Source organism: Burkholderia sp. Bp9004 (genome assembly GCF_003858025.1).
GTDB classification, from domain to species: Bacteria; Pseudomonadota; Gammaproteobacteria; order Burkholderiales; family Burkholderiaceae; genus Burkholderia; species Burkholderia diffusa.
In genome coordinates, this window is sequence record NZ_QTQD01000006.1 from 17,612 (window position 1) to 43,541 (window position 25,930).

Sequence of the window (25,930 nt, forward strand, 5' to 3'; positions counted from 1 at the left end):
ATCGGGCCAGGACATGATGCGCGCGCGTCAGCGCGTGCGCATCGACAGCTCGACGTCGCCGCCGAACGGGACCGACAGATAGCCGTTTTCCGGCGCGCGCACGTAGGCGAGGTAATCGGGACTGTATTGCGCGTTGTCGGCAATGACGAACGCGCCGGGCCGCAGCCGGCGCTCGACCAGCGCGAGCACCTCGGGATACAGCGCCTTCGCGCCGTCGAGCAGCAGCAGGTCGACCGTTTCGGGCAGATCGGCCGCCAGCGTGCGCAGCGCATCGCCTTCGCGGATCTCGACGAGATCGGCCAACCCGCCGGCCGCCAGGTTCTCGCGCGCCCGCGCGACCTTCGACGCCTCGAACTCGCTCGTGATCAGCCGGCCGCCGCCGTTGTCGCGCAGCGCGGCCGCGAGGTGCAGCGTCGAGATACCGAACGACATGCCGAATTCGACGATGGCGCGCGCGCCGTTACTGCGCGCGAGCATGTACAGCAGCGTGCCCGTCTCGCGCGACACCGCGAGCGGATAGTCCTTCAGGCGTGCATAGAAATCGGCGTAATCGGTCTTGCTGCGCATCAGCCGCGCGTGCTCGTCGTGCGTCAGGTCCGCGAAGTCCGGGCTCGACGCGGGCGACGATGCGTCGGCTTCGTCGAACAGGCGCGCGAGCAGCGACGCCAGCGGGTCGTGAATCAGGGTGGTCATGCGAATCTCCGGTGTCAGGTTGAGTGCGTCAGGGCGCCCGACTAGAATATGACGAACTATTCAGGTTTTACTATTCGCATTGGCAGACCCGTCATGACCGACCGCCGCAACGCCCCGATCGCCTCGCGCAGACTGCCTCGGCAGGCCCGCTCGACCCAGCTCGTCGATGACGTGCTGCAGGCCGCTATTCAGGTTCTGGCGACCGAAGGCGCGCAGCGCTTCACGATGGCGCGCGTCGCCGAGCGCGCCGGTGTGAGCGTCGGTTCGCTGTATCAGTACTTCCCGAACAAGGCGGCCGTGCTGTTCCGGCTGCAGCACGACGAGTGGCGCCAGACGTCCGGGATGCTGCGCGGGATGCTGGAAGATCCGCGCAAGACGCCGCCCGAGCGGCTGCGCACGGCCGTCCATGCGTTCATCCGCTCGGAATGCGACGAGGCGCGAATGCGCATCGCGCTCGACGACGCCGCGCCGCTCTATCGCGACACACCCGAGGCGCAGGAAGCGAAGGCCGCCGGCAACCGGATCTTCAGCGCGTTCATGCTCGACGCGCTGCCCGACGTACCGGATGCCACGCGCGCGCTCGCGTGCGAGCTCATCACGAGCACGCTCACGAGTTCCGGCAAGGCGTTTTCGGAAACCGAACGCACGCCGGCGGAAATCGACGCGTACTCGGCCGCGATGGCCGACATGTTCTGCGCGTATCTCGCGCAGCTCGCGCGCGGCTGATGCAACGACGGCGACGACGGCAACGACGCACGCCAGCGCAGCACGCGCGCGGCCCCGGTATGATCCGGACTCACGTTGCGCACGGCAGCGCGGCGCGTCACGCGCGGCCGTATTCACGCACCTGCGCGGCCTCGATGAAAGACATTCGTAATATCCGATGCATCACCCGCACCGCCCCTGCCCGCCGATCCAGCATTCGAATAATCGCCTTAACGAATTCGAACTAGGCGTATACACGCGTTCCGCGACGACGAAGCCCCGTTGCACGCCGATATAAGCGCTGCGACATGCGCTGCATGCTCGTCCCCCAATGGGACGTGACGGGCCGTTCGCCTAACCTTCGCTACGGCAAAGCACACGTGACGGGGTCGACTACACCACGCGTCGTACGACGCGACACGCGCGCCCATCGACGCGCGGACGACGACACGAATCGCGCGTGATGCGTCCCCACGACGCTGCCGATAATTTCAACCAGATACGAGACACCCTGACGACGGCCTGCCACGGGCCGTTTCAGCATGCTGATAAAGGAGCAAGCTCATGAGTGATACCCCGGTGCAGCCGACGGTCGGCGTCGGCGCGGAAGAAACGGACTTCGGCACCAAGGGAGTCATCGACCGGTACTTCGGCATTTCGTCGCGCGGCAGCACGCAGCGTCGCGAAATCGTCGCGGGCGTGACCACTTTCCTCGCGATGGTCTATTCCGTGTTCGTCGTGCCCGGCATGTTCGGCAAGGCCGGCTTCGACACGAGCGCGGTATTCGTCGCGGTCTGCCTCACCACCGCCTTCGGTTCGCTGCTGATGGGCCTGTGGGCGAAGCTGCCGATCGCGATCGGCTGCGCGATCTCGCTGACCGCGTTCACGGCGTTCGGCCTCGTGCTCGGCAAGGGCCTGCAGCCGACCGTCGCGCTCGGCGCCGTGTTCCTGATGGGCCTCGTGTTCACGGGCATTTCGGTCACCGGGGTGCGTTCGTGGATCCTGCGCAACCTGCCCGCGGGCGTCGCGCACGGCACCGGCATCGGCATCGGCCTGTTCCTGCTGCTGATCGCGTCGAACGACGTCGGTCTCGTGATCAAGAATCCGGGCGCCGGCCTGCCGGTCTCGCTCGGCCAGATCACCGCGTTCCCGGTCATCATGTCGGTCGTCGGCCTCGCCGCGATCTTCGGGCTCGAGAAGCGTCGCGTGCCCGGCGGCATCCTGCTCGTCGTGGTCGCAATCTCGCTGATCGGCCTCGCATTCGATCCAGCCGTGAAGTATCGCGGCATCTTCGCGCTGCCGTCGCTGAGCGCACCGGGCCACGCCTCGCTGATCGGCGCGATGGACATCAAGGGCGCGCTGTCGATGGCCGTGCTGCCGAGCGTGCTGGCGCTCGTGATGACCGCCGTGTTCGACGCGACCGGCACGATCCGCGCGGTCGCCGGACAGGCCGGCCAGCTCGACGAGAACGGCCGCATCATCAACGGCGGCCGCGCGCTGACCGCCGATTCGGTCAGCTCGATCTTCTCCGGCTTCCTCGGCGGTGCGCCGGCCGCGGCCTACATCGAGTCGAGCGTCGGCGTGGCCGCCGGTGCGAAGACGGGCCTCGCGGCCGCGGTGGTCGGCGTGCTGTTCCTGGTCGTGATGTTCTTCTCGCCGCTCGCGGGCCTCGTGCCGTCGTACGCAACGGCCCCCGCGCTGATGTACGTCGGCCTGCTGATGCTCGGCAGCGTGAGCAAGCTGCACATGGACGACATGGTCGATGCGATGTCGGGACTCGTGTGCGCGGTATTCATCGTGCTGACCGCGAACATCGTGACCGGCATCATGCTCGGCTTCTCGACGCTCGTGATCGGCCGCATCGCCAGCGGCGAATTCCGCAAACTCAACGTCGGCACCGTGCTCATCGCGGCCGTGCTCGTCACGTTCTATCTCGGCGGCTGGGCGATCTGACCGCGCATCATGCGCGACGCCGCCGGCACAAGGGCGGCGCGCATCGGGACGACCCCGTCTCCTCCACCATCGTCGTTGATGGTCTCCAGGCCTGGAAACGCATGTTTCCAGGCCTTTTTTGTCGGTGCGGCCGGCGTTGCGGCGCGTCGCGCCGCGAGTGCGCATGCGGTGCTACGATCACGTTTTGTCCCCCGGAACGCCCATGAATCCGTTCGGCATCGTCTCTGAATCAGACACGCGATCCGCGGCGAGCAAGCCGCCTTTCATCCCGTCGTTCGGCTTCGTCGAAGTTCATGAATCCCGGCCGATCGACGCGCCGCCGTCGCGCATCATCGACGCCGTGGCCGCGCTCGACATGCGCGCCGATCCGGTCATCGATGCGCTGCTTGCCGTGCGCGAATCGCCGGCGGCCATCGCGCGTGCGCTGGCCAACCGCCGCGCCGAAGGCGCACGCGAACGCTTCGGCTTCGATACGTTCACGCTGCTGCATCGCGACGAGACGTCGCTGTCGCTGGGGCTCATCGGACGCTTCTGGCGCCCGACGCCCGACGTGCGCACGATCGACGACGCCGAGGCCTTCGTCCGGCACGACGATCCGCGCGATGCGAAGCTGGTGCTGCGGTTCGAGGTCGTCGGACTGTCGTCCGGCACGCGGCTGCTGCGCACCGAAACCTTCGTGCACTGTCCGAGCACGCGCACGCGCCTGCTGTTTCTGCCGTACTGGCTCGCGATCCGGCTCGCGAGCGGCTGGATCCGCCGCCGCACGCTCGCGGCCGTCGAACTGGCGCTTGCCTGACACACCCGGCCGCCACGATATCTTCACGCGGTGCGTCGTAGCGCGGCGCATCGCGACGACGTCACGCCCCGCATGCACCGTCATCTGCAATCCTGATCGGTTCGCCGTCGACCTCGACAAAGAAATGCCGTAGCGTGCCCCGCGGTTTTTGTTTCGCCCGGCGTTCGCCGCCGCGGCGCGCTACCCTATCGATCTTCGCGCCGGCGCCCCGGCCCGCCGCCAGATCCGAACCGATCGATGACCCGCATCCGAAACCACCTGAACATCGCGCAACTCCAGGCGTTCGTCTCCGCCGCGCATCTCAAGAGCCTGCGCGCCGCCGCGCGCGAACTCGGCGTCACGCAGCCCGCGATCACGCATACGATCCGCGAACTCGAGTCGGCGCTGAACGCGGAACTGCTCGCGCGCAGCGTGCGCGGCGTCGAGCTGACCGCGTGCGGCCATGCGCTGCTGCCGCGCGCCGAGCAGCTGCTCGGCGACATGCGCCGCACCGTCGAGGCCGTCGAGCAGGTGAAAGGCGAGATGTCCGGACGTGTCGCGGTCGGCACGATGCCGTCGATCGCGCTGACCGCGCTGCCGCACGCGGTCACCGCATTCCGCCAGTCGATGCCGAACGTGAGCCTGCATCTGGTGGAATTGACGGTGCCGGACGCGCTCGCGCAATTGCGCAACGGCACGCTCGACATCGCTGCGATGCACCATGTGCCCGCGCTCGACCGCGATTTCACGCAGGTGCCGCTGCTGTCGACCGAGTTCACCGTCGTGATGCGCGAAGGCCACCCGCTCGCGCACGCGCGCCGGTTAGAGGAACTGCTCGACGCCGAATGGATCGTCACGGTCGGGGCCGAGCAATTCCCGCACAGCGTGATGGTCGGAATGTTCGAGGCGCGCGGGCTGCCGCTGCCGAAGCGCCTGCTGCGCTCGCCGATGTCGTTCGCGGTGACGCTCGGGCTCGTGGCGCGCTCCGACGTGATCGGCTGCTTCACGCGCCCGCTGGCCGCGATGGTGGCGCCGCTCGGGATTCGCACGGCCGACCTCGACGAAAGCATGCCGCGCTTCGACCTGTCGATCATCGCGCGCCGCGACCTGCTGCCGACGCCGGCCGTATCGCAATTCGTCACCTGCCTGCAGCGCGCGGTCAACGAAACGCTCGGTTGAATCGTTCCTACGTCTGAAACGGTCGTGCGCCGCACGCATGGCCGTCGGGTCCGGTATCGGGGCATGTCCTAGGCGCCCTGCCGGTATTTTGTCTTGATAATCTTGCGCACGTCGCGCGCCCGCATCGGGCAGCGAAACGGACAGCTCGACGCGAAGCCGCGCCGGGCCGAAGGCTTACGGCGCGGCACAACCGCGCACCCATCGAACAAAACGAGGAGTCACCGAGTGAAAAAGATTCTTGCGGCTGTGACCGTAGCCCTGCTCGCCGTATCGGCCGGCACTGCATACGCGAAGGACTGGACGACCGTGCGCTTCGGCGTCGACGCAAGCTACCCGCCTTTCGAATCGAAAGGCGCTGACGGCAAGGTGGTCGGGTTCGACGTCGACCTCGGCAACGAAATCTGCCGCCGCATGAACGCGAAGTGCGTGTGGATCGAAAACGACTTCGACGGGATGATCCCGGCGCTGAAGGCACGCAAGTTCGACGGCGTCCTGTCGTCGATGTCGATGACGCCGGCGCGCCAGGAACAGATCGCGTTCTCGTCGAAGCTGTTCAACACGCCGACGCGCCTCGTCGCGAAGAAGGGTGCCGGCCTGATGCCGACGGCCGAATCGCTGAAGGGCAAGTCGGTCGGCGTCGAGCAGGGCACGATCCAGGAAACCTACGCGAAGACGTACTGGGCCCCGAAGGGCGTGAACGTCGTGCCTTACCAGAACCAGGACCAGGTCTATGCCGACCTGATCTCCGGCCGTCTGGACGGCGCGCTGCAGGACGCGGTGCAGGCTGAAATCGGCTTCCTGAAGACGCCGCGCGGCGCGAGCTTCGATTTCGCCGGCAAGGACATCGACGATCCGAAGACGCTCGGCAACGGCGCCGGCATCGGCCTGCGCAAGGAAGACACCGACCTGAAGGCGAAGATCGACGGCGCGATCGCCGGCATGCGCAAGGACGGCACGTACGACAAGATCGCGAAGAAGTACTTCGATTTCGACGTGTACGGCAAGTAACACCGCGCAACGCGCGCTTCGCATCCGCGCAGACGGGCTCCGCAAGGAGCCCGTTTTTTTTGCCCGCGCGCGACGAAAGACTGCGAGGCACGCATGCACGACGGGCCGCGGCACCGTTATTTTTTACGCAACAACCCGATGATTCGTAAAGGAAATCGACTTGCCCGGCGCGCGGTTTGATAGGTTCGCGCAAGGCAACGTACAATCGATCTTCCACGCATACCGGATCACTCGCGGCTGCGCCGCCCTCCCCTCATCATGCAAACGCAGACCCATCCGCTGATTTCCCCCGCCGTCGGCACCGAACGCCAGATCACGAGCTTCCACTACGGCCCGCGCGGCCAGAAGAAGGTCTACATCCAGTCGTCGCTGCACGCGGACGAACTGCCCGGCATGCTGGTCGCCGCGCTGCTGCGCCGCAAGATCGCCGCGCTCGAGACGGCCGGCAAGCTGCGCGGCGAGGTGATCATCGTCCCGGTGCCGAACCCGATCGGCCTGTCGCAGCATGTGTTCGGCGATCACCTCGGCCGCTTCGAGCTCGGCTCGATGCAGAACTTCAACCGCAATTTCTACGATCTCGCGGCGCTCGTGCTGCCGCGCATCGAAGGCCGCCTGACGAACGACGCGCAGCGCAACCTCGCCGCGGTACGCGCCGCGATGCGCGAGGCGCTGGACGAACAGAAGCCGCGCACCGAACTCGAATCGCAGCGCCTCGCACTGCAGAAACTGTCGTTCGACGCCGACATCGTGCTCGACCTGCATTGCGACAGCGACGCGGTGATGCACCTGTATACGAACCCCGATCTGTGGGAAGAGGTCGAGCCGCTGTCGCGCTATCTGGACGCGCAGGCGTCGCTGCTCGCGCTGAATTCGGTCGGCAATCCGTTCGACGAGATCCACAGCTTCTGCTGGTCGGATCTGCGCAACCGCTTCGGCGATCGCTTCCCGATCCCGAACGGCGCGATCTCCGTCACGGTCGAACTGCGCAGCGAGCGCGACGTGTCGTACGAACTCGCGGAGAAGGACGCGCAAGCGATCGTCGAATACCTGACCGAGCGCGGCGTCATCGACGGCACGCCGGCGCCGCTGCCGCCGCTCGCGCATCCGGCCACGCCGCTCGCGGGCACCGATCCGCTCGTCGCGCCGGTGTCGGGCGTGATCGTGTTCCGCACGCCGGTCGGCGCGTGGATCGAGGCCGGCCAGGACGTGGCCGACATCGTCGATCCGCTGACCGATCGCGTGATCACGCTGAAGAGCAGCGTGTCGGGCGTGCTGTACGCGCGCCAGATCGTGCGCTTCGCGACCGCCGGGATGGAAGTCGCGCGGATCGCCGGCGCGACGCCGATCCGCACCGGGTCGCTGCTGTCGGCCTGAGCCCCTGAACCCCTGCGCCGCCTGAGTAGCGGCCGGCCCGCGCGCCGCAGCACGGCGCGCCAACGAAATCGCCCGCTTGCGCGGGCGATTTGCTTTTCGGTCTGGCGCGATGCCCGCGACGCGGGCTGGCCACGGCAGACGTTCAGAACGCCGGCACGATCGCACCGCCGAACTTCTGGTCGATGAACTTGCGGACGTCGTCCGATTCATAGGCCGCGACGAGCTTCTTCACCCACGGCTTGTCCTTGTCCTGCGCGCGCACCGCGATCAGGTTCGCATACGGCCCGCGCAGATCCTCGATCGCGATCGCATCCTTCACCGGCGTCAGCCCGGCCTTCACCGCGTAGTCGGTGTTGATCGACGCGGCGTCGAGGTCGGGCAGCGCGCGCGGCAACTGCGCGGCGTCGAGCTCGACGATCCTGATCTTCTTCGGATTCTCGGCGACGTCGAGCGGCGTCGCGTTCACGCCGTTCGTGCCGGCGCCCGCCTTCAGCTTGATCACGCCGTATTTCTGCAGCAGCAGCAGCGCGCGGTTGCCGTTCGACGGATCGTTCTGGATCCCGACCTTCGCGCCCACCGGCAAGTCCTTGAGCGACTTGAGCTTCTTCGAATAGAAGCCCATCGGCGCCGTGTAGGTCAGCCCGACGTTGACGATCCTGTAGCCGCGCTGCTTGATCTGGCTGTCGAGAAACGGCTGGTGCTGGAAACCGTTCGCATCGAGGTCGCCCGCGTCGAGCGCCGCGTTCGGCTGCACGTAGTCGTTGAATTCGATGACCTTGATCGCGAGGCCTTCGCGTGCGGCGACTTTCGTCACCTCGGTCCAGATCTGTGCGTCGGGGCCGCTCATCGTGCCGATCTTCAGCGTCTGGGAGTCGGCGTGCGCGCCGGGCGCGGCAAAGGCCAGCGCCGCGGCAAGCGCGCCGAGGCCGGTCAGGATCGAACGTCGCATGGTGTCCTCTTGTCCCGTGTCGTTGTTGAAGCGCGCATCGTGGCACGGGGCCGGAACGGCACCAACCAAGCTTATTTCATGTACATATTCCGGATCCCGATCGAATCTCAGGCGGAATCGGTATAACTCCGTGCTGTACAACCGGGCAGAATCCAGTGTCGCTTCGGCACCACAGATTCGTCATATGACAAAGCCTGTCACATTCATTACGTGGCCCGCCGATAAAGTTGCGACCGGTCCGTGAAAGCGCCCATAGAGAGCGCCGGAACCGCAACTGGACACGCCATTTACTCGCTCGGAGAATCCTTTGAACAAGAAACTGTTGACCATCGCCATCCTCGCAGCAACGGCTGGCGCGGCACACGCACAAAGCAGCGTGACCCTGTATGGCGTCATCGATGCCGGTATCAGCTACGTGAACCACAGCAAGACCGCGAACGGCGGCAGCGGCAAGCTGTTCAAGTACGACGACGGCGTGGCCCAGGGCAGCCGTTGGGGCCTGCGCGGCACCGAAGACCTCGGTGGCGGCCTGAAGGCAATCTTCGTGCTCGAAAACGGCTTCAACAGCGGCAACGGCACGATCGGCCAGGGTGGCGCGATCTTCGGCCGTCAAGCCTATGTCGGCCTGAGCCAGTCGCAATACGGCACGGTCACGTTCGGCCGCCAGTACTCGTTCTCGACCGACATCCTCGGTTCGAACTACTCGACGGGCGGCAACACGGTCGCGGGTAACTACGCGTACCACGTGAACGACATCGACCAGCTCACGTCGAGCCGCATCAACAACTCGGTGAAGTTCCAGAGCGCGAACTACGCCGGCTTCACGTTCGGCGCGTTGTACGGCTTCTCGAACTCGACCGACTTCGCTGGCGCACCGTCGACGACGACGGGCACCACGACGACGGCCGGTTCGTCGCGCGCATACAGCTTCGGCCTGAACTACGCGAACGGCCCGTTCGCACTCGGCGCCGCATACACGGACATCCGCTTCCCGAGCCAGTCGACGCCGGCATTCTCGACGTCGATCGCGAACATCGCGCTGACGAACATCCGCGACCTGCGCACGTACGGCGTCGGCGGCCGCTACATCTTCGGCCCGGCAACGGCATGGCTGCTCTGGACGCGCACGCAGTTCACCCCGATCGCGGCTGGCGCATCGGGCACGTTCTACAACGCGTATGAAGCAGGCGTGAAGTACGCGATCACGCCGGCCCTGTCGGCAGCAGCGGGCTACACGTACACGAACGCAACGCAAAGCGGCAACTCGGCGCACTGGAACCAGGGCAACCTGGGCCTCGACTACGCGCTCAGCAAGCGTACCGACGTGTACGGCCTGGTTGTCTACCAGAAGGCGTCGGGCAACGGCGTGCAAGCGCAGATCGGTTCGAGCACGAGCTACTTCAGCACGTCGGGCAACGGTTCGTCGAACCAGCTGGCCGCTCGCGTCGGTATCCGTCACAAGTTCTAAAGCATCCGCTTAACTGTCCGCTCATTTCGCGGACGACGACGGCAAGAAGCGCCCCGCTCCACGCGGGGCGCTTTTTTATGGGCTTTTAAGTTTCGCTTAATTCTGGGCTGAGAGGATGCTCTCACCCCCCCTGTTGGCCGCCTGAGCATCGGCGGCTTTTTTTTTGAGACCCACTACGGCACCGGCATCAACTGCCCACAAGACAGGATCGGAGCCCAAGATGATCGAAGATACCGTTTTCAGCCATCTGCACGCGATTCTGACGCGCCGGCATTCGCTGCCCGTCCAGAGCTGCCGCGTGTCGGTGGAAATGCAGCGCCCGTGGGGCCGCCCGTACCGGCTCGTCGAATGGACGATGCACCTCGACGCGCCCGCGCGACGCCAGATCGTGCCGGCCGAATCGACCGACGAAGAGATCGCCGAGGTCGTCGCGTCGCACGTGCCGGGCCGACTGTACGGCGACGGCCGGCTGCAATTCTGACTCCCTCCGTTACCCGCCGTTGCCCGCATCGCGGCCGGCCCGCACGCATCGTGCGGCACTCGGTCTCGTTTGACGCGGCAACGAATTCTGCTACGCTGCGCGTTTTCGTCCACGCAACACACGATGGAAAACGCATTCAACGAACGCGGCGTGATGGTCACGCGCAACGGCCTGTCGGCCGCCGGGCAGGTCTTCCCGCTGCGTGACATCCGCAACGTCGATGTCGTCAAGATCCCGAAGAATCGCCTCGTGCCGTCGCTGATCTCGCTGATCGGCGTGGCCACCGCCGTCGCAGGCGGCATCGGCGCATCGAGCGCCGCGCTGGTCGTCGGCGTGATGCTCGCCGTCGTCGGCTATCTCGCCTGGACCACGCAGGACATCACATACCGGCTGATGGTCGAGATGCCCGACGGCAAGCGCGAAGCGCTGTCCAGCGTCGACGCCGAATTCGTCGAGCGCGTCGCGCAAGTCGTGCGCGATGCACGGACGGCGACGGCCGCCGGCTGATTTCCGCTGCGCGCGCCGACCACCTACTATTGAATGAGCGGCACGCCGCCGCGTCGTTCGAGGAGGTCGGCATGAACGCCCAATCGCTGTCCGGCATGCTGCGCGCGCAGGAACTGCTGCTCGTCTCGATGATCCGCGCGCTGCCGCCCGACACACGCAGCGTGCTCGTCGACCTGTACGCCGAACAGCTCGCGTTCGCCGAACAGGCCGGCTTCGAAGGCCACGGCGATCGCGCGACGCACGACGCGTTCATCGCGCATGCGCGCAACCTGCTGATTCGTATCGAATCGCTGGCCTAGGGCCGGCCCGCTTTCACCGCATGTCTCGCCGCGCGGCTCACCCGATCCGCGCCGACGGTGCGCGTGCGCACGCGCCGCTTTTCGCCCTTGAATCGATAATAATTCTCATTTACAACGGCGAAATTATCCATTTCCTGTCAATTCTCCGTTCGCCGCCAGCCGCGCGCGAACGGGCCAGCCAGGTGAACGCGCCACCCCGCCAGCCTTCGGGCTAGTCATCGTCAATGGGAGACCACCTGTGCATTGCTATCCGGCGACGGGCCGCCACCGGTCATGGTGCCGGCGTAGCACGCGCGTATCGTCGCGTCCGCGCGGCAACCTCGCTCAATGCTCGACGTCCGCGACACCGAACGTCCGCATTTTCCATCCCAGCCGCACCGCAAGCATGCGCGTCGTGAAGCCCGCCGCCAGCGCGACCACCGACGCCAACCCGGCATCGATGCCGAGATGCTGGATCCCGACGTACAGCGTGCCCGTGAAGAACGCGACGCTCGCATACAGTTCCTCGCGCAGGATCAGCGGCATCTCGTTGCACAGCAGGTCGCGCAGCATCCCGCCGCAGACACCCGTGATCGCGCCGGCCAGCACGACGATGATCGGCGCGGCGCCCGTCGACGCGCCGATATCGCAGCCGATGATCGTGAACGCTGCGAGACCGATCGCGTCGACGGTGACGAACAGCGTCTTCATCCGCGCGACGTGCCGCGCGGCCCACGACGCGACGGTCGCCGCGGCGAGCGTGATCACGAGGTACTCGGGATGCGCGATCCAGCCGAGCGGATAGTGGCCGAGCAGCACGTCGCGCACCGTGCCGCCACCGAGCGCCGTCACCGCGCCGACGAGCGCGAGCCCGAAGCGGTCCATCCCGCGCCGCATGCCCATCAGCGCGCCCGACATCGCCTCCGCGACGATCGCGATCAGATAAAGCGTATGCATCGCGCGCCTCAGTCCTGGGTACGGAACAGGTCGAGCACGCGTTCGCGCTCGGCCGCATCGACGGCTGCGGGCATCGGCTCGTCGGGCTTGCCCTTCTCGCCCGATGCATCCGGCGCCTCGTACGCCGGTGCGCCGCCGCACGCGAAGCGGCTGCGGATGAACGGCGGCACGTCCGCCGTGCACGTGCCGCGCGTGTATTCGGCGTACACGAAATCACCGTCGACGAGCGCGACGTCCTGCGGCGGCGTCGCATCGACCGGCGTGCGTCCGTCGACGGCCGTCTTCATGTAGTCGAGCCAGACCGGCAGCGCGAGCGTCGCGCCGGTCGCGCGTCCCATCGGGCGCGGCGTGTCGTAGCCGAGCCACGCGACCGCGACGATCCCCGACGAGTAGCCAGCGAACCAGACGTCCTTCGATCCGTTCGACGTGCCCGTCTTGCCGGCCGCGTCGTCGCGACGCAAGGCGAGCGCGCCACGCGCGGTGCCGGCCTTCACGACGTCGCGCAGCATGCTGTCCATCACGAACGCGTTGCGCGCCGACACGACGCGCGCGCCTTCAGGCGTCGTCGCCTCGTACATCGCGCCGCCGTGACGCTGCTTCACCGACAGGATCAGGCGCGGCTCCATCCGCGTCCCGCCGTTCGCGAACACGCTGTATGCGCTCGCGAGTTCGAGCGGCGTCACCGCGCCCGCGCCGAGCGCGAGCGGCAGCGACGCCGGATTGCGCTGCGCGTCGAAACCAAAATGCACCGCGTGCTGCTGCACGTAGCGCGCGTCGGCGGCCTGCATCAGGCTGACCGCAACCAGGTTCTTCGAGCGGACGAGCCCGCGCCGCACCGGAATGAAGCCCTCGTAGCGGTTGCCGAAATTGCGTGGGCGCCACGGCCGCGCGCCGGTTTCCTCATGGGTGAGCGTGCGCTGCGTGTCGTCGACCAGCACGCCCGGAAAGTAGCCCTTCTCCAGCGCCGCCGAATAGACGAATGGCTTGAAGCTCGAACCCGGCTGGCGATACGCCTGCAGCGCATGGTCGAACACGTTGCGGTTGAAATCCGCGCCGCCGACGAGCGCGAGCATGTCGCCCGTCGCCGCATCCAGCGACACGAGCGCGCCTTCGAGCCCGTTGCGCGCATCGCGCTTCGTGCCCGGCTGCCGGCTCAGCGTGCGCTGGAGCGCGGCTTCGGCCGCGCGCTGGTCGCGCATCGAGATCGTCGTGGTCACATCGAGGCCGAGCGTATAGGCGTCGTCGCGAAAGCGCTCGACCATCATCCGGCGCGCGCGCTCCGCGACGTACGGCGCCGCGATGATGCCGGGCGGCGGCGTGGTCGCCAGCGCGATCGGCATGTCGGCCGCGGCGCGATACGTCGCGTCGTCGAGCTCGCCGAGCGCATGCATGCGGCCGAGCACGTAGTTGCGCCGCGCGGTCGCGCGCGCCGGATTGACGACCGGATTGAACGCGGACGGCGCCTTCGGCAATCCGGCGAGCACGGCCGCTTCGCCCGCGCTCAGCGCGTCGAGCGGCTTGCCGAAATACACATTCGCGGCCGCCGCGAACCCATACGCGCGCTCGCCGAGATAGATCTGGTTCATGTAAAGCTCGAGCAGCTTGTCCTTGCTGTACTCGCGCTCGAGCTTGATGGCCATCAGGATCTCGGCGAGCTTGCGGCTCAGCACCTTGTCGCGCGTCAGGTAGAAGTTGCGCGCGACCTGCATCGTGATCGTGCTGCCGCCCTGCCCCGGCTGTCCCGTCACGACGTTCGCGAACGTTGCGCGCGCGAGGCCGCCGATATCGATCGCACCGTGCTGGTAGAACTTCGCGTCCTCGGCCGCGAGCAGCGCGTGCCGCATGAGCGGCGGAATGCGTTCGAGCGGCACGAACTCGCGGCGCTCGACGCCGTACTCGGCCAGCAGTTCGCCGTCGCGCGAAAAAATCCGCAGCGGCAGCGCGGGACGATAGACGGCCAGGTGCTCGACGGATGGCAGCTGCGTCCAGATGCGGTGGATCGTCCATGCGCCGATGCCCGCGCACGCGAGCGTCAGGCCGACCAGCACGCCCGCGAGCATGCGCCATGCACGGCGCGGCGACGTAGGAGGCGGTGCCGGTGGCGGCGGAAGATTGGCTGGGTGATCGGTCATGCAGGCTCCTTCTTCAATGCGGCGAACGCGGGCGCGCAACAGGCGCCCGTCGGTCACGGAAGGCGCGCATTGTCGAAGGGATGCCGGGATACCGGAACATTCTTTAGCCTAAGTTTTGCTAGCTAAATTTTATTTAGGAAGGGTTGCGCGGGCGGCTGTGCCGGGCGAACCGCGCGGCGCACGAGCCAGTTCGCCTGTACCATCGTCCGCATGTTCGACACGTACCTGCGCCAGTGGGACCTCGCTCCTGACGGCGGCCCGATCCTGACCGCGAGCGGCGGCGTGCTGCCCGTCGTCTGGCACGCGCGGCCCGCGATGCTGAAGGTCGCGACCTGCGACGAGGAGCGCCGTGGCAATGCGCTGATGACCTGGTGGAACGGGGATGGCGCCGCGCGCGTGTGGCTGCACGACAGCGACGCGGAGCTGCTCGAACGCGCGCAACCGGCACCCACGCTCATCGGCCTGTCCGTCGCGGGCCACGACGACGATACGATCCGGATCGCATGCCGCGTGGTCGCGCGGCTGCATGCGCATCGCGCACCGGCAACGCCCGAGCTCGTGCCGCTGACCGACTGGTTCCACGCGCTGCTGTCGCACGACACGGGCGATGCCACGCTGCGGCGTTCGGCCGCGACGGCGCACCGGCTGCTGGCCGCGCCGCCCGTCGACGACGTCGTGCTGCACGGCGACATCCATCACGGCAACGTGCTGCACTTCGGCGATCGCGGCTGGCTGGCGATCGATCCGAAGGGTCTGCGCGGCGACCGCGCGTTCGATTACGCGAACCTGTTCTGCAATCCCGCGCACGACATCGCCGTCGATCCCGCCCGCTTCGCGCGGCGCTGCGCGCTCGTCGCCGAGGCCGCACAACTCGACCGCCGCAGGTTGCTGCAGTGGGTCCTCGCCTGGGCCGGCTTGTCCGCGGTCTGGCTGATGGAGGACGACCTGCCGCCCGATACGCGTGTGCAGGTCGCGAGGATGGCTGCCGCAGCGCTCGACGAATAGCGTGCGACAGCCGTCACCCCGTCGGCTGCATCGCGTAGCGGCGCCCATGAAAAAACCCGCCGGCATGCACCAGCGGGTTTTCGTGTCCGACGTGCGCGACGCTTAGCGCGCCGGATTCAGCGTCAGGTTCATGTGACGGTTCACATCCTTGTACAGCAGGTAACGGAAGCGGCCGGGGCCACCCGAATAGCATGCCTGCGGGCAGAACGCGCGCAGCCACATGAAGTCGCCCGCTTCCACCTCGACCCAGTCCTGGTTCAGGCGATAGACGGCCTTGCCTTCGAGCACGTACAGGCCGTGCTCCATCACGTGCGTCTCGGCGAACGGAATCACGCCGCCCGGCTCGAACGTCACGATGTTCACGTGCATGTCGTGACGCATGTCGCTCATGTCGACGAAGCGCGTCGTCACCCATGCGCCGTCGGTGCCCGGCATCGGGATCGGCTCGACGTCCTGCTCGTTGGTCACGAACGCTTCCGGCAGCGCAATGCCGTCGACGACCTGGTAGTGCTTGCGGATCCAGTGGAAACGCACGGCGGCATCGCTGACGTTGTGCAGCGTCCAGTCGGCGCCCGGCGGGATGAAGGCGTAGCCGCCCGGCTTCAGCGTGTGCTGCTTGCCTTGCAGCGTCAGTTCGGCCTCGCCTTCGACGACGAACAGCACGGCTTCGGCGTTCTTGTCCTGCTCGGGCTTGTCGCTGCCGCCACCCGGATTCACTTCGACGATGTACTGCGAGAAGGTTTCGGCGAAACCCGACAGCGGACGCGCGATCACCCACAGGCGCGTGTTGGTCCAGAACGGCAGCCAGCTCGTGACGATGTCGCGCATCACACCCTTCGGAATGACCGCGTACGCCTCGGTGAACATCGCACGATCGGTCAGCAGATCGGTCTGCGGCGGGTGGCCGCCATGCGGCGCGTAATACGTTGTCTTAGACATAAAGCATCCAGGCAATGGGTTGGTCCGGCCCCGGGTGGCAACGGCAGGCGCGGCACGCGTGTGGGGCACGCATGCGGCGGCGGGACATCGCTGCCGGGGTGGCTTGAAAGCGCGGGCGCCTTCGTTCGGTCGGCCAGGCTTCGCGACGGGCCCGCCCGGTTCAGCGGGCGGGGCGAGCCATGCTTGCGGGTCCGGCGGCCGGGCCGCGGACACTCGGGGTCATACGGCGGGGCACGGGGGACGGCACGGTTCGATTCCGTACGCGGGCAGCGCTGACGATAGCGAAGTCGATCCCGATCGACCAATTAAATGTTGCGATGACATCCATTCGATTTCGCACTACCCGCCATTGCGCGCGATGGCCCGTGAACGCGTGCCGCGGACACGTCCGCGCATCAGGGAAATCCTGATGACCGGGCGGCAACGCGTCGATCGACGAGTGCGAAATGAGGATGACCGAACCTGCGCGGCTGCATGTCGATGCAACTGGCGATGTCGTCTACAAGCGGGAAAGGTGAAGCGGGAGAGAGAGCGTGCCAACCCGTCGAGCGGGGTCGGGCATGGACTGCCGGAGAGGGTGAAGGGCCGCCGGTCTTGCCGGCGACGGCGGCCCGGCTGAGGCCGCCGGGCCGGCTGTCGGATCGGGTGCCGACGTACCGGGCGCGCCGGTGCGCAAGCCGCGCACCGTGCCGCGCCCGCGGCGATCAGTCCCAGTCGCGGTGGTGGCGATGCTTGCGGTGACGATAGCCGCGATCGCCGTGATCGCGTTCGTACGAGCTGCGCGACATGTTGCCGCCCAGCGCCGCGCCTGCGCCACCGCCGACGGCCGCGCCCAGCAGACCGCCCGTGCGGCCGCCCATTGCGTTGCCGGCTGCAGTGCCTGCGCCGCCGCCGAGGGCGCCGCCGATGATTGCGCCGGTGCGCTCGCGACGGTTCGACGTCACGGCACCACCCGCGCCGCCGCCGATCGCGCCGCCGATGACGGAGCCGGTGCTGCCACCGACCGCGCCACCGACCGCTGCGCCGGCAACCCCGCCGAGCGCGCCGCCAAGCGCATTGTTCAGGTCACCGGCCATTGCCGGCAGTGCGGTCGCGCCGGTCAACGCGGCGACGACGAGAGCGGGGGCGATTTTCTTCCACATTCCCGTATTCTTCCTTGTTCGCAATCTGGTTATCGAAAGTCCGCTCGATACGACGATCTGAATCGATCGACGTCGATGCCGGCATTGTGCCGAATCCCGGACCAATTCATTTCAATGAGCTTGCGGCGAAGAATAGCACCGGTCGAGCCGGCTTGCCGTCGACATTCTGGTAACAAGTTGTTTACCGGAAGAGGACCGGAAAAGGTTGCCGGAAACCGCCGCCAAAGCACGCCGGCAGGGGCTCCGGCCATGGTCAAGCCCCGTTTTTCGGCAATGCCGAACGTGCCCGTCGCGCGGGTTCGGACACACGTGGCAACACATCGGAGGCGCGCCGCGAGGCGGCGGCATCGCCCGGGTCGTTCGGGCCATACGAGGGTCAGTACACACCCGGAATCAGCCGCCAGGTGTGCGCGCAGTACGCGTCGTATTCGGCGCCGAATTGCGCGCGCAGCAGCGCCTCCTCGGAACGGATGCGCGCGACGAGCGGGATCATCGTCAACGCGACGAGCAGCAGCCCGACGCCCGAGCGGAACGCCAACGCCCAGCCGGCCGCATTGACGAGCAGGCCGAGATAGCTCGGGTTGCGGATCCTGCGATAGATGCCGTCCGTCACCAGCGTATGGCCGGGCTGGATCGCGACGAGCCCGCTGAAGCGCTTGCCGAGCACGAACACGGGCCAGATGCGCAGCACGCCGCCCGCGACGTACAGCACGACGCCGATCCAGCGCACCGTGGCGCCGCCGAAGGTCCACACGTCGAGCCGGTCGGTCAGCGCCGGCACATACGCGAGCAGCAACCCGCTGGCGCCGAAGGCCGCGAGCACCCAGCGATTGTCGCGGTTCTCGCGCTCGCCGGCGCTCAGGTTGCCCTCGGTCAACAACGCGACAGCGGCCAGCGCGAGCGTTGCGACGGCGATGACGGTCAGTTGCGGATGCGAGAAGAAGGCGGCAAACCCACCGATGCCGAGCACGGCGAGCCCGAGATAGACGAGCGTGGAGACGCTCGCAGCGATTGCGAACTTGCGCGTAACGGCCATGGCTTGCCTCGCCGGAGGGGGCTTTCCTGTGAAGTATAGGAACCCGGGCGGGCGATGCGCACGCGAGCCGTCATGCGGCGCGCGAGTATTCCCTGCGAGAAGCGGCGGCGGCGCGTCGAACGACGCGCTCGATCGACGCGCGGGCGGCGCCCGCGGCCGCCGCCCGGTCAGCGAATGCGGAAGTTGCCGCCGATTCCGACGCTGACCGGCGGTGCGTAATAGGCCGGCGCATAGCCGTAGTACGCCGGCGCGGGCGCGTAGCCGTAAGGCGGCGCGACATAGCAGCCGGACAGGCCGCCGATCAGCGCAAACGTGATGAGAACTTTGTACATGGCTCGATTCCCGGCAAGAAGGACACGTCGCATCGCGCGAAAGCCGTGCCGTCGCAGCCCTTGACGGCCAGCAGGACGACGCAACCGGCGGCAACCGGCCCGTCCTGTCGCTCGATGCAGCAATGCGCGGAGTCTAGCGCCGGAGCCGCCAGGCCGAGTTTCGCGAGCGGTTACACGTGTTACGTGGTGTGACCGCTGAAACAGGTGCGAACGGCGTCGCCGCACGCGCCCGCTGGCGCCGCCCTAATCACGAGCCGTCCATGCGTTACACGAAACGCGCGCGGATACGCTCGGCGAGCGATTCGAGCGTGGCCGCGTCGGCGATGTCGCGCGCGTGCATCCGCAGGTCGACGCCTTCCCAGCGCGGAATCACGTGGAAATGCACGTGCGGGACCGTCTGGCCCGCCGCCGCGCCGTTGAACTGACCGATGAACACACCGTCCGGCACGAGCGCCGCGCGCACGGCCGCCGCGACGCGCTGCGTCATGCGGATGCCGGCCGCCGCTGCGTCGCCGGACAGCTCGAAGATCTGCGCGGCCGGCTCCTTCGGGATCACGAGCACGTGACCGTCGGCCTGCGGCATGAGGTCCATGATCGCGAGCGTTGCGTCGTCTTCGGCGACCTTCACGCACGGCAGTTCGCCGCGCAGGATCCGGGCGAACGGGTTGTTGTTGTCGTAGGACATGGCGTTTTCCGATTTTGCGATTGCGGTTTGACTGGGAACGATGCCGGACGATTATCGGCCGACGGCGGGTCGGATTTCAACTTGTCAGGCCGTGTCGCGATCGCGGTGAACAATGCATGCCGGCTCGCGTGTCGTGTCGCTCGCCGGGTGGAATATCCGGCCGTCGCCATCCGTTTATTCCGAGTGCGGGTTCGCACGGCAAGACCGCGGATCCGCACCGGACATCCGTCAGCTGCGCAGGACGGCAGCCGGGATGACTGCTCGCGATCACCAACCGGAGTCATGCCATGGATCCTCTCCCCTCCTGTCGTTCGCCCGCCCTCGCCATTCACCCGCCGCTCCTCGCCCACGCCTGTCGCACGATGACGCGCACGCTATGCCGCGCGGCTTGCGGCGCCGGGCTGGTCGCATTGTCGTCGGCTTTCGCGTGGGCCGGCGGTAACGATGCGATCCTGCCGGTCTCGTCGGTCACCGCGTCGACCGTGCCCGCCAACGGCGACATCAATCCGTACGGCATCGCCTTCGTGCCGCGCGGCGTGCCGAGCTGGAGCACGCTCAAACCGGGCGACGTCGTCGTGTCCAACTTCAACGCGGCGTCGAACGCGCAAGGCACCGGCACGACGGTCGTGAAGCTGTCGCCCGGCCAGACGCCGACGACGTTCTTCCAGGGCAGCAATCTCGGCCTGACGACCGCGCTCGCGGTGCTGCGCAGCGGGTTCGTGCTGGTCGGCAACGTCCCCGCGCCGGACGGCAAGACCGTCGTGCCTCCGGGCTCGCTGCTCGTCATCGGTCCGCAAGGCAATCTCGTCACGCAACTGTCGAGCAGCACGCTGCTCGACGGACCGTGGGACATGACCGTGATCGACCGCGGCCAGCGCGTGACCGCGTTCGTGTCGAACGTGCTGAACGGGACGGTCGCGCGGATCGAACTGGTGATCGGCAGCGATGGCGTCAGGATGCTGCAGAGCTCGCGCATCATCGCGTCGGGCTACGTGAACCGGACCGATCCCAACGCGCTGGTGGTCGGCCCGACCGGCCTCGCGTACGACCCGAACATCGACGTGCTGTATGTCGCGTCCACCGGCGACAACGCGGTGTTCGCGATCCAGAACGCCGCGTCGACGAATCGCAACGCCGGCGTCGGACGGATGATCTACGCCGACGCAGCGCACCTGCACGGACCGCTCGCACTGGCGCTCGCGCCGAACGGCCATCTCGTGACCGCCAACGGCGACGCGGTCAACCCCGACCCGCAGCAACCGAGCGAGATCGTCGAATTCACGGTGACCGGACGCTTCGTCGCGCAGATGCAGGTCGATACCGTGCCGGGAGCGGCATTCGGCCTCGCGTTCGGGCACGGCAGCAAAGGCCAGCCGGAATTCGCGGCCGTCGACGACAACACGAATACCGCGACGATCTGGACACTGCGTTCGGACGACAACAACGCACAATGACGCACCGCGTGGACGGGCCGAATGCGGCCCGTTCGAACCTGCTCGATCGACACATGCGATTCGCACACGCCGGGCACCATGCCGCCTGATCGACGCCGCCCGGCGTCGCCACTCCCGCGATTGCCACCGCTCGCCCGAACCTGCGACACTGCCGGATCGTTGCCGGCCGGCACGCCACCGAGGACGCTCGCGCATGACGATCCCCTTCAAATCGCTGATCCTGCGCGGCGTCGCCGTCGCGCTCGTCGCCGCGCTCGGCTATACCGGCTACATGCTGTCGCGGCTCGCCCCGATCGCGACGGGTTATGCCGCGAAGGCGCTGTGTTCCGGCGTGTTCGTGTCGGGCCGTCCGGCCGCGTCGGTGATCGATGTCGACATCATGGCCGGCGTGCACCCGCTGCTGAAACTGGTGCGCCCGTCGATCGATCCCGAGCATCATCGTGCCGTCGCAACGTTCGCCGGGTTCGCGCCACGCGAGGCGGACTTCCGGCCCGGGCTCGGCTGCACGCTCGCGCTCGGGCCGTCGCCCGGCGTGCTGCCGGCGGCGCTGCCGCCCGTCCCCGATCCGCCGCCCGCGCAGGAAGCGGCGCCGGCCGCACCGCCCGCCGGCATCGACGCACGCAAGCTGCAGGCCGCGCTCGACCGCGCGTTCGATGAACCCGATCCGGCGCGGCCGCGGCGCACCCGCGCGGTCGTCGTGATGTGGCGCGGCCAGGTCATCGCCGAGCGCTATGCGCCCGGCTTCACGGCCGACACGCCGCTGCCCGGCTGGTCGATGACGAAGACCGTCACGGCCGCGCTGGCCGGCATGCTCGTCGCGCAGCACAAGCTGTCGCCGGACACGTCGGCGCTGCTGCCGGAATGGCGCGACAGCGGCGACCCGCGCGCGGCGATCACGCTCGACGAGCTGCTGCGGATGACGAGCGGCCTGCAATTCAACGAGGACTACGACGACCCGCTGTCCGACGTCGCCGTGATGCTGTTCACGCAGCCGGACACCGCGCGCTTCGCGTCGGCCAAGCCGCTCGCCGCGCGGCCCGGCACGCAGTGGTACTACTCGAGCGGCACGAGCGCGATCGTCGCACGTGTGATGCGCGAGGCGATGGGCGGCACCGAGCGCGACTACCTCGCGTTTCCGCGCCGCGCGTTGTTCGCGCCGCTCGGGATGCGCAGCGCGGTGTTCGAACCCGATGCGGCCGGCACGCTCGGCAGCGCGTCGTTCATGTATGCGAGCGCGCGCGACTGGGCGCGCTTCGGGCAGCTTCTGCTGCAGGACGGGGTGTGGGACGGGCAGCGGCGGCTCCCGGAAGGCTGGGTGCGCTACCTGACGCGCGCAACGCCGCTGTCGACGCGCGGAGAATTCGGCGCGCATCTATGGGTCAAGGTGCCGGAGCCGTTCAACGATCGCGATCCGCACGCGCGCCCACTGCCCGCCGATGCGTTTCATGCGGTCGGCCATGAAGGCCAGTTCGTGAGCGTGGTGCCGAGCCGCGAGCTGGTGGTCGTGCGGCTCGGGCTGTCGCGGCCGGAATCCGCGTGGAATCACGAGGCGTTTCTCGCGCGCGTGCTCGAGGCCGTACCGGCATCCGGCACGTGACGTGCCGCGGGGAGGCAGCGTTGCAGCGGCAGTCACGCCGCCGCGACGCGCGTGAGATGCAATGCGTTACGGGTTCGCGCTGCCCGCGTACTGCTTGAAGCCCTCGCGCGTCGCCAGACGCTCGATGTAGCGCTTCACCGCCGGGAATTCGGGGTGCTCGAACGGCGTGCCGAACCAGCGGTTCACCGACAGGCCGATCGGAATGTCGGCGAGCGTGAAGTGGTCGCCGGCCACGAACGCGCCGGTCGCCTCGAGCTGCGCGTTCAGTATCTGCATGTGCTTCGTCCAGCCCGCGATCGACTGCGCGATCGCCGCCGGGTCCTGGTGATCGGGCAACTTGCGCACGAGGCCGAGGAACGCACCCACCCACGAACGGTTCAGGTCCGTGCCCTGCCAGTCGATCCACTGGTCGACGCGTGCGCGCGCCCGCGGCTCGGCCGGGTAGAGCGCGTCGCCGCCATAGCGGTTCGCGAGATAGCGGATGATCGTGTTCGACTCCCACAGCACGAAGTCGTCGTCCTTGATGACCGGCACGAGGCCGTTCGGATTCAGCGCGAGGTAGGTCGGATCGTTGGTCGTGCGAAAGCCCGCGCCCCAGTCTTCCTGTTCGAACGGCAGGTTGAGTTCGGTGCACAGCCACAGCACCTTGCGAACGTTGATGGACGGGATCTTGCCGAGGATGTGCAGCATGCAGGCTCCTTGTGAGGTCGAATGCGAAGCGTTCGGACCGCGCGAAACGGCCCGAACGCGCTCCTGCCGAAGTTATACACGAGCTCACGGGAATCGACAGGCCGTCAGGCGAAACCGCTGCGCGCGGCCCCGCTGCTTCGCTTACACAGGCTTGACCACCATCAGAAAATACACGCTCAGCATCGCGAAGAACGCCGGATAGCCCAGCAGCTCCCAGCGCTTCGCATAACGCCAGTAGCGCGCCGGTAGCTCGGCATCGCCATTCGCATGCGCGAGCTTCGCCATCGCGGCCAGCTCGATCTGGAGCCACACGACCGGCAGCCAGCACGCGCCCGCGACCGCATACAGCACGATCGACGCGATCAGCCACGGCGTCGTCCACGGCCAGCCGGCCGCATGCGCGAGCCACAGCCCGGACGCGGGCTGGAACAGCACGGCCGGCGTCGTGAACCACCAGTCCGCGCGCACCACGAGGCGCGACACGGCGGCGATCGCCGGCACGGAGCACGTGCGGTTCGCGAAGAACAGGTAGAACGCGGTGCCGAAGCCCGTACCGACCATCAGCACCGAGGACAGGATATGCAGCGTCTTGATCACGAGATAGGTGCTCATGCGTGTTCTTCTTCTGAAAAGAGGATCAACAGGATCGCGAGAATCGGCACGTTCTTCAGCACGGGGCCGAACGGCTCGGCGAGCAGGCCGGGCATCGTGGCCGCGATGACGGCCGAATACGCGACGATCAGCGCGCCTTGCGCGGCCCACAGACGGCGGGACGGCGCGGCGACGGTCGCCACGCCGAACGCGAAGTCCAGCGCGCATGCGCCGTGGAGCGCGATCAGCGCGGGCAGTCCGCTCAGGTGGGCGCGGGCGAGCATGGCGAGGCTGTCGTGCCGCGGATGAATGAACGCGCTGGCGATGGCCGTCCAGATCCAGACGATCGCGAGCGCGCCGAGCAGCAGCGGCCGCCGCCACATCGCGAGCGCATCGCAGCGCAGCGCGGCCGCGTTCGCGCCGATGAAATCCCGCAGCCCGCGCGGCGGCCGGCCAAGCACGGCCGCGAGCGCGGCGGGATCTCCGGTATTGCCGCCGCGCAGCATCGTCCACGTGTCGCGGGTCAGCATCGCGCCCGGCATCGTGCCGAGCAGCGCGGCCGCCGTGCCGACCAGCGGGCTCGGCAGCGCGACGCGCGCCGCCGGCGGGAAACCCAGCGCGGCGCGATAGACGCTCAGCATCTCGCGATACTCGACTTCGTCGCCACCGACCGCGTCGATGACCGGACGGCCGGCCGCCGGCGCATCGACGAGCCGCGCGACGAGCTCGGCGAGATCGTCGACGTGCACGGGGCGCAGCCGCTGATGGCCGCCCGCAGGCAACACGTGCACGGGGAGGCTCGCGAGCATCCGGAAGAACCGGGCGGACGTGCCGGCGGTTCCGTAGACGAGCGCCGGACGCACGATCCGGTAATCGAGCGGCAGCGTCTGCAGGAAGGTGTCGGCCGCGTACTTGCTGGCGAAATACGGCGTGTCGCCGCGCTCGACGCCCAGCGCCGAGATCTGGATCACGCGTCGCACGCGGGCACGGCAGCATGCGGTGAAGAGCGCGCAGGGCGCCGCGCGATGCACGGTGTCGAACGTCGCATCACGCCGGTCGGCGATGATCCCGACCGCATTGATCACCACGTCGACGCCATCCAGCCGGGCGAGCCACGCGTCGGGATCGACATCCTTCGCGAAGTCGATCGCGACGTCGTGCGCGCCGACCGCATGCCGCACGCCGCGCAGCACGCGATGGCCGCCGGCCTCGAGCCGCGCGCTCAGCGCCCGCCCGATGAAGCCGTTCGCGCCGCAGACGAGGATGTTCATGTCGCACTCCGCGATGCGGAATGCCGGCGGATCGGCAGCATGATCTCGTTCATTTTTTCATCCTCTATGTACAGTTATTTCTGTAAAGACAGAAATATTGAATCCCAAAAAAAGCGGGCTGCGTGCCCGCACGTCCGGTGCCGCCTACTTCGACGACTTGCGCCTGACCGTCTGGCTGATCTTCGCGCCGATCCCGAGCGCCTTCATCAGCGTGTCGGGCTTGAGCCGCAGCATCTCGTCCGACCAGGTCGTGAGCGTCTCGACGAACTGCAGCGTGTCGCGAATGCGCTGTTCGGTTTCGCGGCTCTCGTCGGCGATCTCCGGGCTCGTCAGGCAATCGCGCAGCACCGTGAGCGTCGGTTCGATCTCGCGTTGCCGCCGCCCTTCGACGATCAGCTTGAACAGTTCCCAGATGTCGGTCGACGTCTCGAAGTGGTCGCGGCGATCGCCCAGCACGTGCACGACCTTCGCGAGCCGCCACGCCTGCAACTCCTTCAGGCTCGTGCTGACGTTGGAGCGCGCGACGTTGAGCGTCTCGGCGATCTCGTCGGCCGCGACCGGCCTTCCGGCCAGGTACAGCAGCGCATGAATCTGCGAGACAGTGCGGTTGACGCCCCACCGCGAGCCCATTTCGCCCCAGTGGAGGATGAATCGTTCGGCAATCGGTGTGAGTTCCATGTCGGGAAATTTAGTTTTTTCAGTTATTTCTGTCAAGAGAGAAATATCTGG

26 protein-coding genes are annotated in these 25,930 nt (G+C 67.6%); 13 read left to right on the forward strand and 13 right to left on the reverse strand.

The genetic code is table 11. The features are described from left to right. Positions 1-27 precede the first annotated feature (27 nt). Entirely contained in the window at positions 28-693 is a 666-nt protein-coding gene (locus tag DIE08_RS09095) for an O-methyltransferase (protein WP_059608108.1), read from the reverse strand. Positions 694-786: 93 nt separating this feature from the next. On the opposite strand from DIE08_RS09095, the gene DIE08_RS09100 reads away from it, so the two are divergent. The 6 genes from DIE08_RS09100 to DIE08_RS09125 all read left to right on the forward strand — a co-directional run bounded on the left by DIE08_RS09100 (position 787) and on the right by DIE08_RS09125 (position 7,687). Then, positions 787-1,419, forward strand: coding sequence for a TetR family transcriptional regulator (locus DIE08_RS09100; RefSeq protein ID WP_260436498.1), 633 nt, complete (start codon positions 787-789; stop codon positions 1,417-1,419). A 543-nt stretch (positions 1,420-1,962) separates the two neighbouring features. Further along, entirely contained in the window at positions 1,963-3,351 is a 1,389-nt protein-coding gene (locus DIE08_RS09105) for an NCS2 family permease (protein WP_124624344.1), read from the forward strand. Between the two features lie 202 nt (positions 3,352-3,553). Further along, positions 3,554-4,147 carry a DUF2867 domain-containing protein gene (locus tag DIE08_RS09110; RefSeq protein WP_124901686.1) on the forward strand — a complete coding sequence of 198 codons (594 nt, stop codon included), beginning with the start codon at positions 3,554-3,556 and terminating at the stop codon, positions 4,145-4,147. A gap of 237 nt (positions 4,148-4,384) precedes the next feature. Then, positions 4,385-5,305 carry a LysR family transcriptional regulator gene (locus DIE08_RS09115; protein ID WP_185715840.1) on the forward strand — a complete coding sequence of 307 codons (921 nt, stop codon included), beginning with the start codon at positions 4,385-4,387 and terminating at the stop codon, positions 5,303-5,305. A 225-nt stretch (positions 5,306-5,530) separates the two neighbouring features. Further along, entirely contained in the window at positions 5,531-6,313 is a 783-nt protein-coding gene (locus DIE08_RS09120; protein ID WP_059528597.1) for an ABC transporter substrate-binding protein, read from the forward strand. A gap of 258 nt (positions 6,314-6,571) precedes the next feature. Then, positions 6,572-7,687, forward strand: coding sequence for a succinylglutamate desuccinylase/aspartoacylase family protein (locus tag DIE08_RS09125; protein WP_124901687.1), 1,116 nt, complete (start codon positions 6,572-6,574; stop codon positions 7,685-7,687). 142 nt (positions 7,688-7,829) lie between these two features. On the opposite strand, the gene DIE08_RS09130 is transcribed toward DIE08_RS09125, so the two are convergent. Continuing rightward, complete coding sequence (locus DIE08_RS09130) at positions 7,830-8,636, reverse strand: MetQ/NlpA family ABC transporter substrate-binding protein (protein WP_124624350.1); 807 nt, start codon at positions 8,634-8,636, stop codon at positions 7,830-7,832. Positions 8,637-8,943: 307 nt separating this feature from the next. Between DIE08_RS09130 and DIE08_RS09135 the strand changes: the two genes are divergently transcribed. From DIE08_RS09135 to DIE08_RS09150, 4 genes are all read left to right on the forward strand, one after another. Further along, positions 8,944-10,104 carry a porin gene (locus DIE08_RS09135; protein WP_059467242.1) on the forward strand — a complete coding sequence of 387 codons (1,161 nt, stop codon included), beginning with the start codon at positions 8,944-8,946 and terminating at the stop codon, positions 10,102-10,104. 220 nt (positions 10,105-10,324) lie between these two features. After that, positions 10,325-10,585, forward strand: a complete 261-nt coding sequence (locus DIE08_RS09140; protein WP_059528608.1) for a DUF2866 domain-containing protein — start codon at positions 10,325-10,327, stop codon at positions 10,583-10,585. Between the two features lie 123 nt (positions 10,586-10,708). After that, on the forward strand, positions 10,709-11,092 hold the full coding sequence (locus DIE08_RS09145) for a DUF6232 family protein (protein WP_059680324.1): 384 nt from the start codon (positions 10,709-10,711) through the stop codon (positions 11,090-11,092). A 71-nt stretch (positions 11,093-11,163) separates the two neighbouring features. Further along, positions 11,164-11,391: a hypothetical protein gene (locus tag DIE08_RS09150; RefSeq protein WP_059608121.1), complete on the forward strand. Its 228-nt coding sequence runs from the start codon at positions 11,164-11,166 to the stop codon at positions 11,389-11,391. Positions 11,392-11,715: 324 nt separating this feature from the next. Here the strand turns inward: DIE08_RS09150 and DIE08_RS09155 are convergent, their stop codons facing one another. Continuing rightward, complete coding sequence (locus DIE08_RS09155) at positions 11,716-12,327, reverse strand: trimeric intracellular cation channel family protein (protein WP_124901688.1); 612 nt, start codon at positions 12,325-12,327, stop codon at positions 11,716-11,718. Positions 12,328-12,335: 8 nt separating this feature from the next. Next, positions 12,336-14,459, reverse strand: coding sequence for a penicillin-binding protein 1A (locus tag DIE08_RS09160; RefSeq protein WP_124901689.1), 2,124 nt, complete (start codon positions 14,457-14,459; stop codon positions 12,336-12,338). Positions 14,460-14,669: 210 nt separating this feature from the next. Between DIE08_RS09160 and DIE08_RS09165 the strand changes: the two genes are divergently transcribed. After that, complete coding sequence (locus tag DIE08_RS09165) at positions 14,670-15,464, forward strand: aminoglycoside phosphotransferase family protein (protein WP_124901690.1); 795 nt, start codon at positions 14,670-14,672, stop codon at positions 15,462-15,464. A 102-nt stretch (positions 15,465-15,566) separates the two neighbouring features. Here the strand turns inward: DIE08_RS09165 and DIE08_RS09170 are convergent, their stop codons facing one another. The 5 genes from DIE08_RS09170 to DIE08_RS09190 form a co-directional block, all read right to left on the reverse strand. Next, positions 15,567-16,403 carry a bifunctional allantoicase/(S)-ureidoglycine aminohydrolase gene (locus DIE08_RS09170; RefSeq protein ID WP_124901691.1) on the reverse strand — a complete coding sequence of 279 codons (837 nt, stop codon included), beginning with the start codon at positions 16,401-16,403 and terminating at the stop codon, positions 15,567-15,569. Between the two features lie 704 nt (positions 16,404-17,107). Next, complete coding sequence (locus tag DIE08_RS09180) at positions 17,108-17,545, reverse strand: hypothetical protein (protein ID WP_059608095.1); 438 nt, start codon at positions 17,543-17,545, stop codon at positions 17,108-17,110. 376 nt (positions 17,546-17,921) lie between these two features. Beyond that, positions 17,922-18,581 (reverse strand): isoprenylcysteine carboxylmethyltransferase family protein, encoded by a 660-nt coding sequence (locus DIE08_RS09185; protein WP_124624364.1) that lies wholly within the window; start codon positions 18,579-18,581, stop codon positions 17,922-17,924. Between the two features lie 167 nt (positions 18,582-18,748). After that, on the reverse strand, positions 18,749-18,913 hold the full coding sequence (locus DIE08_RS35575; RefSeq protein ID WP_006760791.1) for a hypothetical protein: 165 nt from the start codon (positions 18,911-18,913) through the stop codon (positions 18,749-18,751). A gap of 265 nt (positions 18,914-19,178) precedes the next feature. After that, a complete protein-coding gene (locus DIE08_RS09190) occupies positions 19,179-19,598 on the reverse strand; it encodes an HIT family protein (RefSeq protein ID WP_059608093.1) in 420 nt (139 codons plus the stop codon). 287 nt (positions 19,599-19,885) lie between these two features. Here DIE08_RS09190 and DIE08_RS09195 point away from each other — a divergent pair, with 287 nt between their 5' ends. Beyond that, the gene (locus DIE08_RS09195) at positions 19,886-21,052 is read left to right on the forward strand and encodes a hypothetical protein (RefSeq protein ID WP_185715841.1); all 1,167 of its coding nucleotides are present in this window, start codon (positions 19,886-19,888) and stop codon (positions 21,050-21,052) included. A gap of 193 nt (positions 21,053-21,245) precedes the next feature. Further along, on the forward strand, positions 21,246-22,649 hold the full coding sequence (locus tag DIE08_RS09200) for a serine hydrolase (protein ID WP_124901693.1): 1,404 nt from the start codon (positions 21,246-21,248) through the stop codon (positions 22,647-22,649). 66 nt (positions 22,650-22,715) lie between these two features. On the opposite strand, the gene DIE08_RS09205 is transcribed toward DIE08_RS09200, so the two are convergent. The 4 genes from DIE08_RS09205 to DIE08_RS09220 all read right to left on the reverse strand — a co-directional run bounded on the left by DIE08_RS09205 (position 22,716) and on the right by DIE08_RS09220 (position 25,879). Beyond that, positions 22,716-23,339 carry a glutathione S-transferase family protein gene (locus DIE08_RS09205; RefSeq protein WP_124901694.1) on the reverse strand — a complete coding sequence of 208 codons (624 nt, stop codon included), beginning with the start codon at positions 23,337-23,339 and terminating at the stop codon, positions 22,716-22,718. A gap of 141 nt (positions 23,340-23,480) precedes the next feature. After that, positions 23,481-23,951, reverse strand: a complete 471-nt coding sequence (locus tag DIE08_RS09210) for a DUF2269 domain-containing protein (protein ID WP_059608090.1) — start codon at positions 23,949-23,951, stop codon at positions 23,481-23,483. Continuing rightward, positions 23,948-25,201: an SDR family oxidoreductase gene (locus tag DIE08_RS09215; RefSeq protein WP_124901695.1), complete on the reverse strand. Its 1,254-nt coding sequence runs from the start codon at positions 25,199-25,201 to the stop codon at positions 23,948-23,950. Before DIE08_RS09215 ends, DIE08_RS09210 begins: the two co-directional genes overlap by 4 nt. A gap of 144 nt (positions 25,202-25,345) precedes the next feature. Then, entirely contained in the window at positions 25,346-25,879 is a 534-nt protein-coding gene (locus DIE08_RS09220; RefSeq protein WP_006760784.1) for a GbsR/MarR family transcriptional regulator, read from the reverse strand. Positions 25,880-25,930 lie beyond the last annotated feature (51 nt).

Coding starts and splice junctions, on each gene's coding strand:
- DIE08_RS09145 (WP_059680324.1), top strand. CDS start 10,709: ATGGAAAACGCATTCAACGAACGCGGCGTGATGGTCACGCGCAACGGC.
- DIE08_RS09210 (WP_059608090.1), bottom strand. CDS start 23,951: ATGAGCACCTATCTCGTGATCAAGACGCTGCATATCCTGTCCTCGGTG.
- DIE08_RS09180 (WP_059608095.1), bottom strand. CDS start 17,545: ATGTGGAAGAAAATCGCCCCCGCTCTCGTCGTCGCCGCGTTGACCGGC.
- DIE08_RS09155 (WP_124901688.1), bottom strand. CDS start 12,327: ATGCATACGCTTTATCTGATCGCGATCGTCGCGGAGGCGATGTCGGGC.
- DIE08_RS09165 (WP_124901690.1), top strand. CDS start 14,670: ATGTTCGACACGTACCTGCGCCAGTGGGACCTCGCTCCTGACGGCGGC.
- DIE08_RS09115 (WP_185715840.1), top strand. CDS start 4,385: ATGACCCGCATCCGAAACCACCTGAACATCGCGCAACTCCAGGCGTTC.
- DIE08_RS09220 (WP_006760784.1), bottom strand. CDS start 25,879: ATGGAACTCACACCGATTGCCGAACGATTCATCCTCCACTGGGGCGAA.
- DIE08_RS09110 (WP_124901686.1), top strand. CDS start 3,554: ATGAATCCGTTCGGCATCGTCTCTGAATCAGACACGCGATCCGCGGCG.
- DIE08_RS09105 (WP_124624344.1), top strand. CDS start 1,963: ATGAGTGATACCCCGGTGCAGCCGACGGTCGGCGTCGGCGCGGAAGAA.
- DIE08_RS09150 (WP_059608121.1), top strand. CDS start 11,164: ATGAACGCCCAATCGCTGTCCGGCATGCTGCGCGCGCAGGAACTGCTG.
- DIE08_RS09125 (WP_124901687.1), top strand. CDS start 6,572: ATGCAAACGCAGACCCATCCGCTGATTTCCCCCGCCGTCGGCACCGAA.
- DIE08_RS09195 (WP_185715841.1), top strand. CDS start 19,886: ATGGATCCTCTCCCCTCCTGTCGTTCGCCCGCCCTCGCCATTCACCCG.
- DIE08_RS09190 (WP_059608093.1), bottom strand. CDS start 19,598: ATGTCCTACGACAACAACAACCCGTTCGCCCGGATCCTGCGCGGCGAA.
- DIE08_RS09205 (WP_124901694.1), bottom strand. CDS start 23,339: ATGCTGCACATCCTCGGCAAGATCCCGTCCATCAACGTTCGCAAGGTG.
- DIE08_RS09095 (WP_059608108.1), bottom strand. CDS start 693: ATGACCACCCTGATTCACGACCCGCTGGCGTCGCTGCTCGCGCGCCTG.
- DIE08_RS09160 (WP_124901689.1), bottom strand. CDS start 14,459: ATGACCGATCACCCAGCCAATCTTCCGCCGCCACCGGCACCGCCTCCT.
- DIE08_RS09140 (WP_059528608.1), top strand. CDS start 10,325: ATGATCGAAGATACCGTTTTCAGCCATCTGCACGCGATTCTGACGCGC.
- DIE08_RS09200 (WP_124901693.1), top strand. CDS start 21,246: ATGACGATCCCCTTCAAATCGCTGATCCTGCGCGGCGTCGCCGTCGCG.
- DIE08_RS09100 (WP_260436498.1), top strand. CDS start 787: ATGACCGACCGCCGCAACGCCCCGATCGCCTCGCGCAGACTGCCTCGG.
- DIE08_RS09130 (WP_124624350.1), bottom strand. CDS start 8,636: ATGCGACGTTCGATCCTGACCGGCCTCGGCGCGCTTGCCGCGGCGCTG.
- DIE08_RS09170 (WP_124901691.1), bottom strand. CDS start 16,403: ATGTCTAAGACAACGTATTACGCGCCGCATGGCGGCCACCCGCCGCAG.
- DIE08_RS09185 (WP_124624364.1), bottom strand. CDS start 18,581: ATGGCCGTTACGCGCAAGTTCGCAATCGCTGCGAGCGTCTCCACGCTC.
- DIE08_RS35575 (WP_006760791.1), bottom strand. CDS start 18,913: ATGTACAAAGTTCTCATCACGTTTGCGCTGATCGGCGGCCTGTCCGGC.
- DIE08_RS09215 (WP_124901695.1), bottom strand. CDS start 25,201: ATGAACATCCTCGTCTGCGGCGCGAACGGCTTCATCGGGCGGGCGCTG.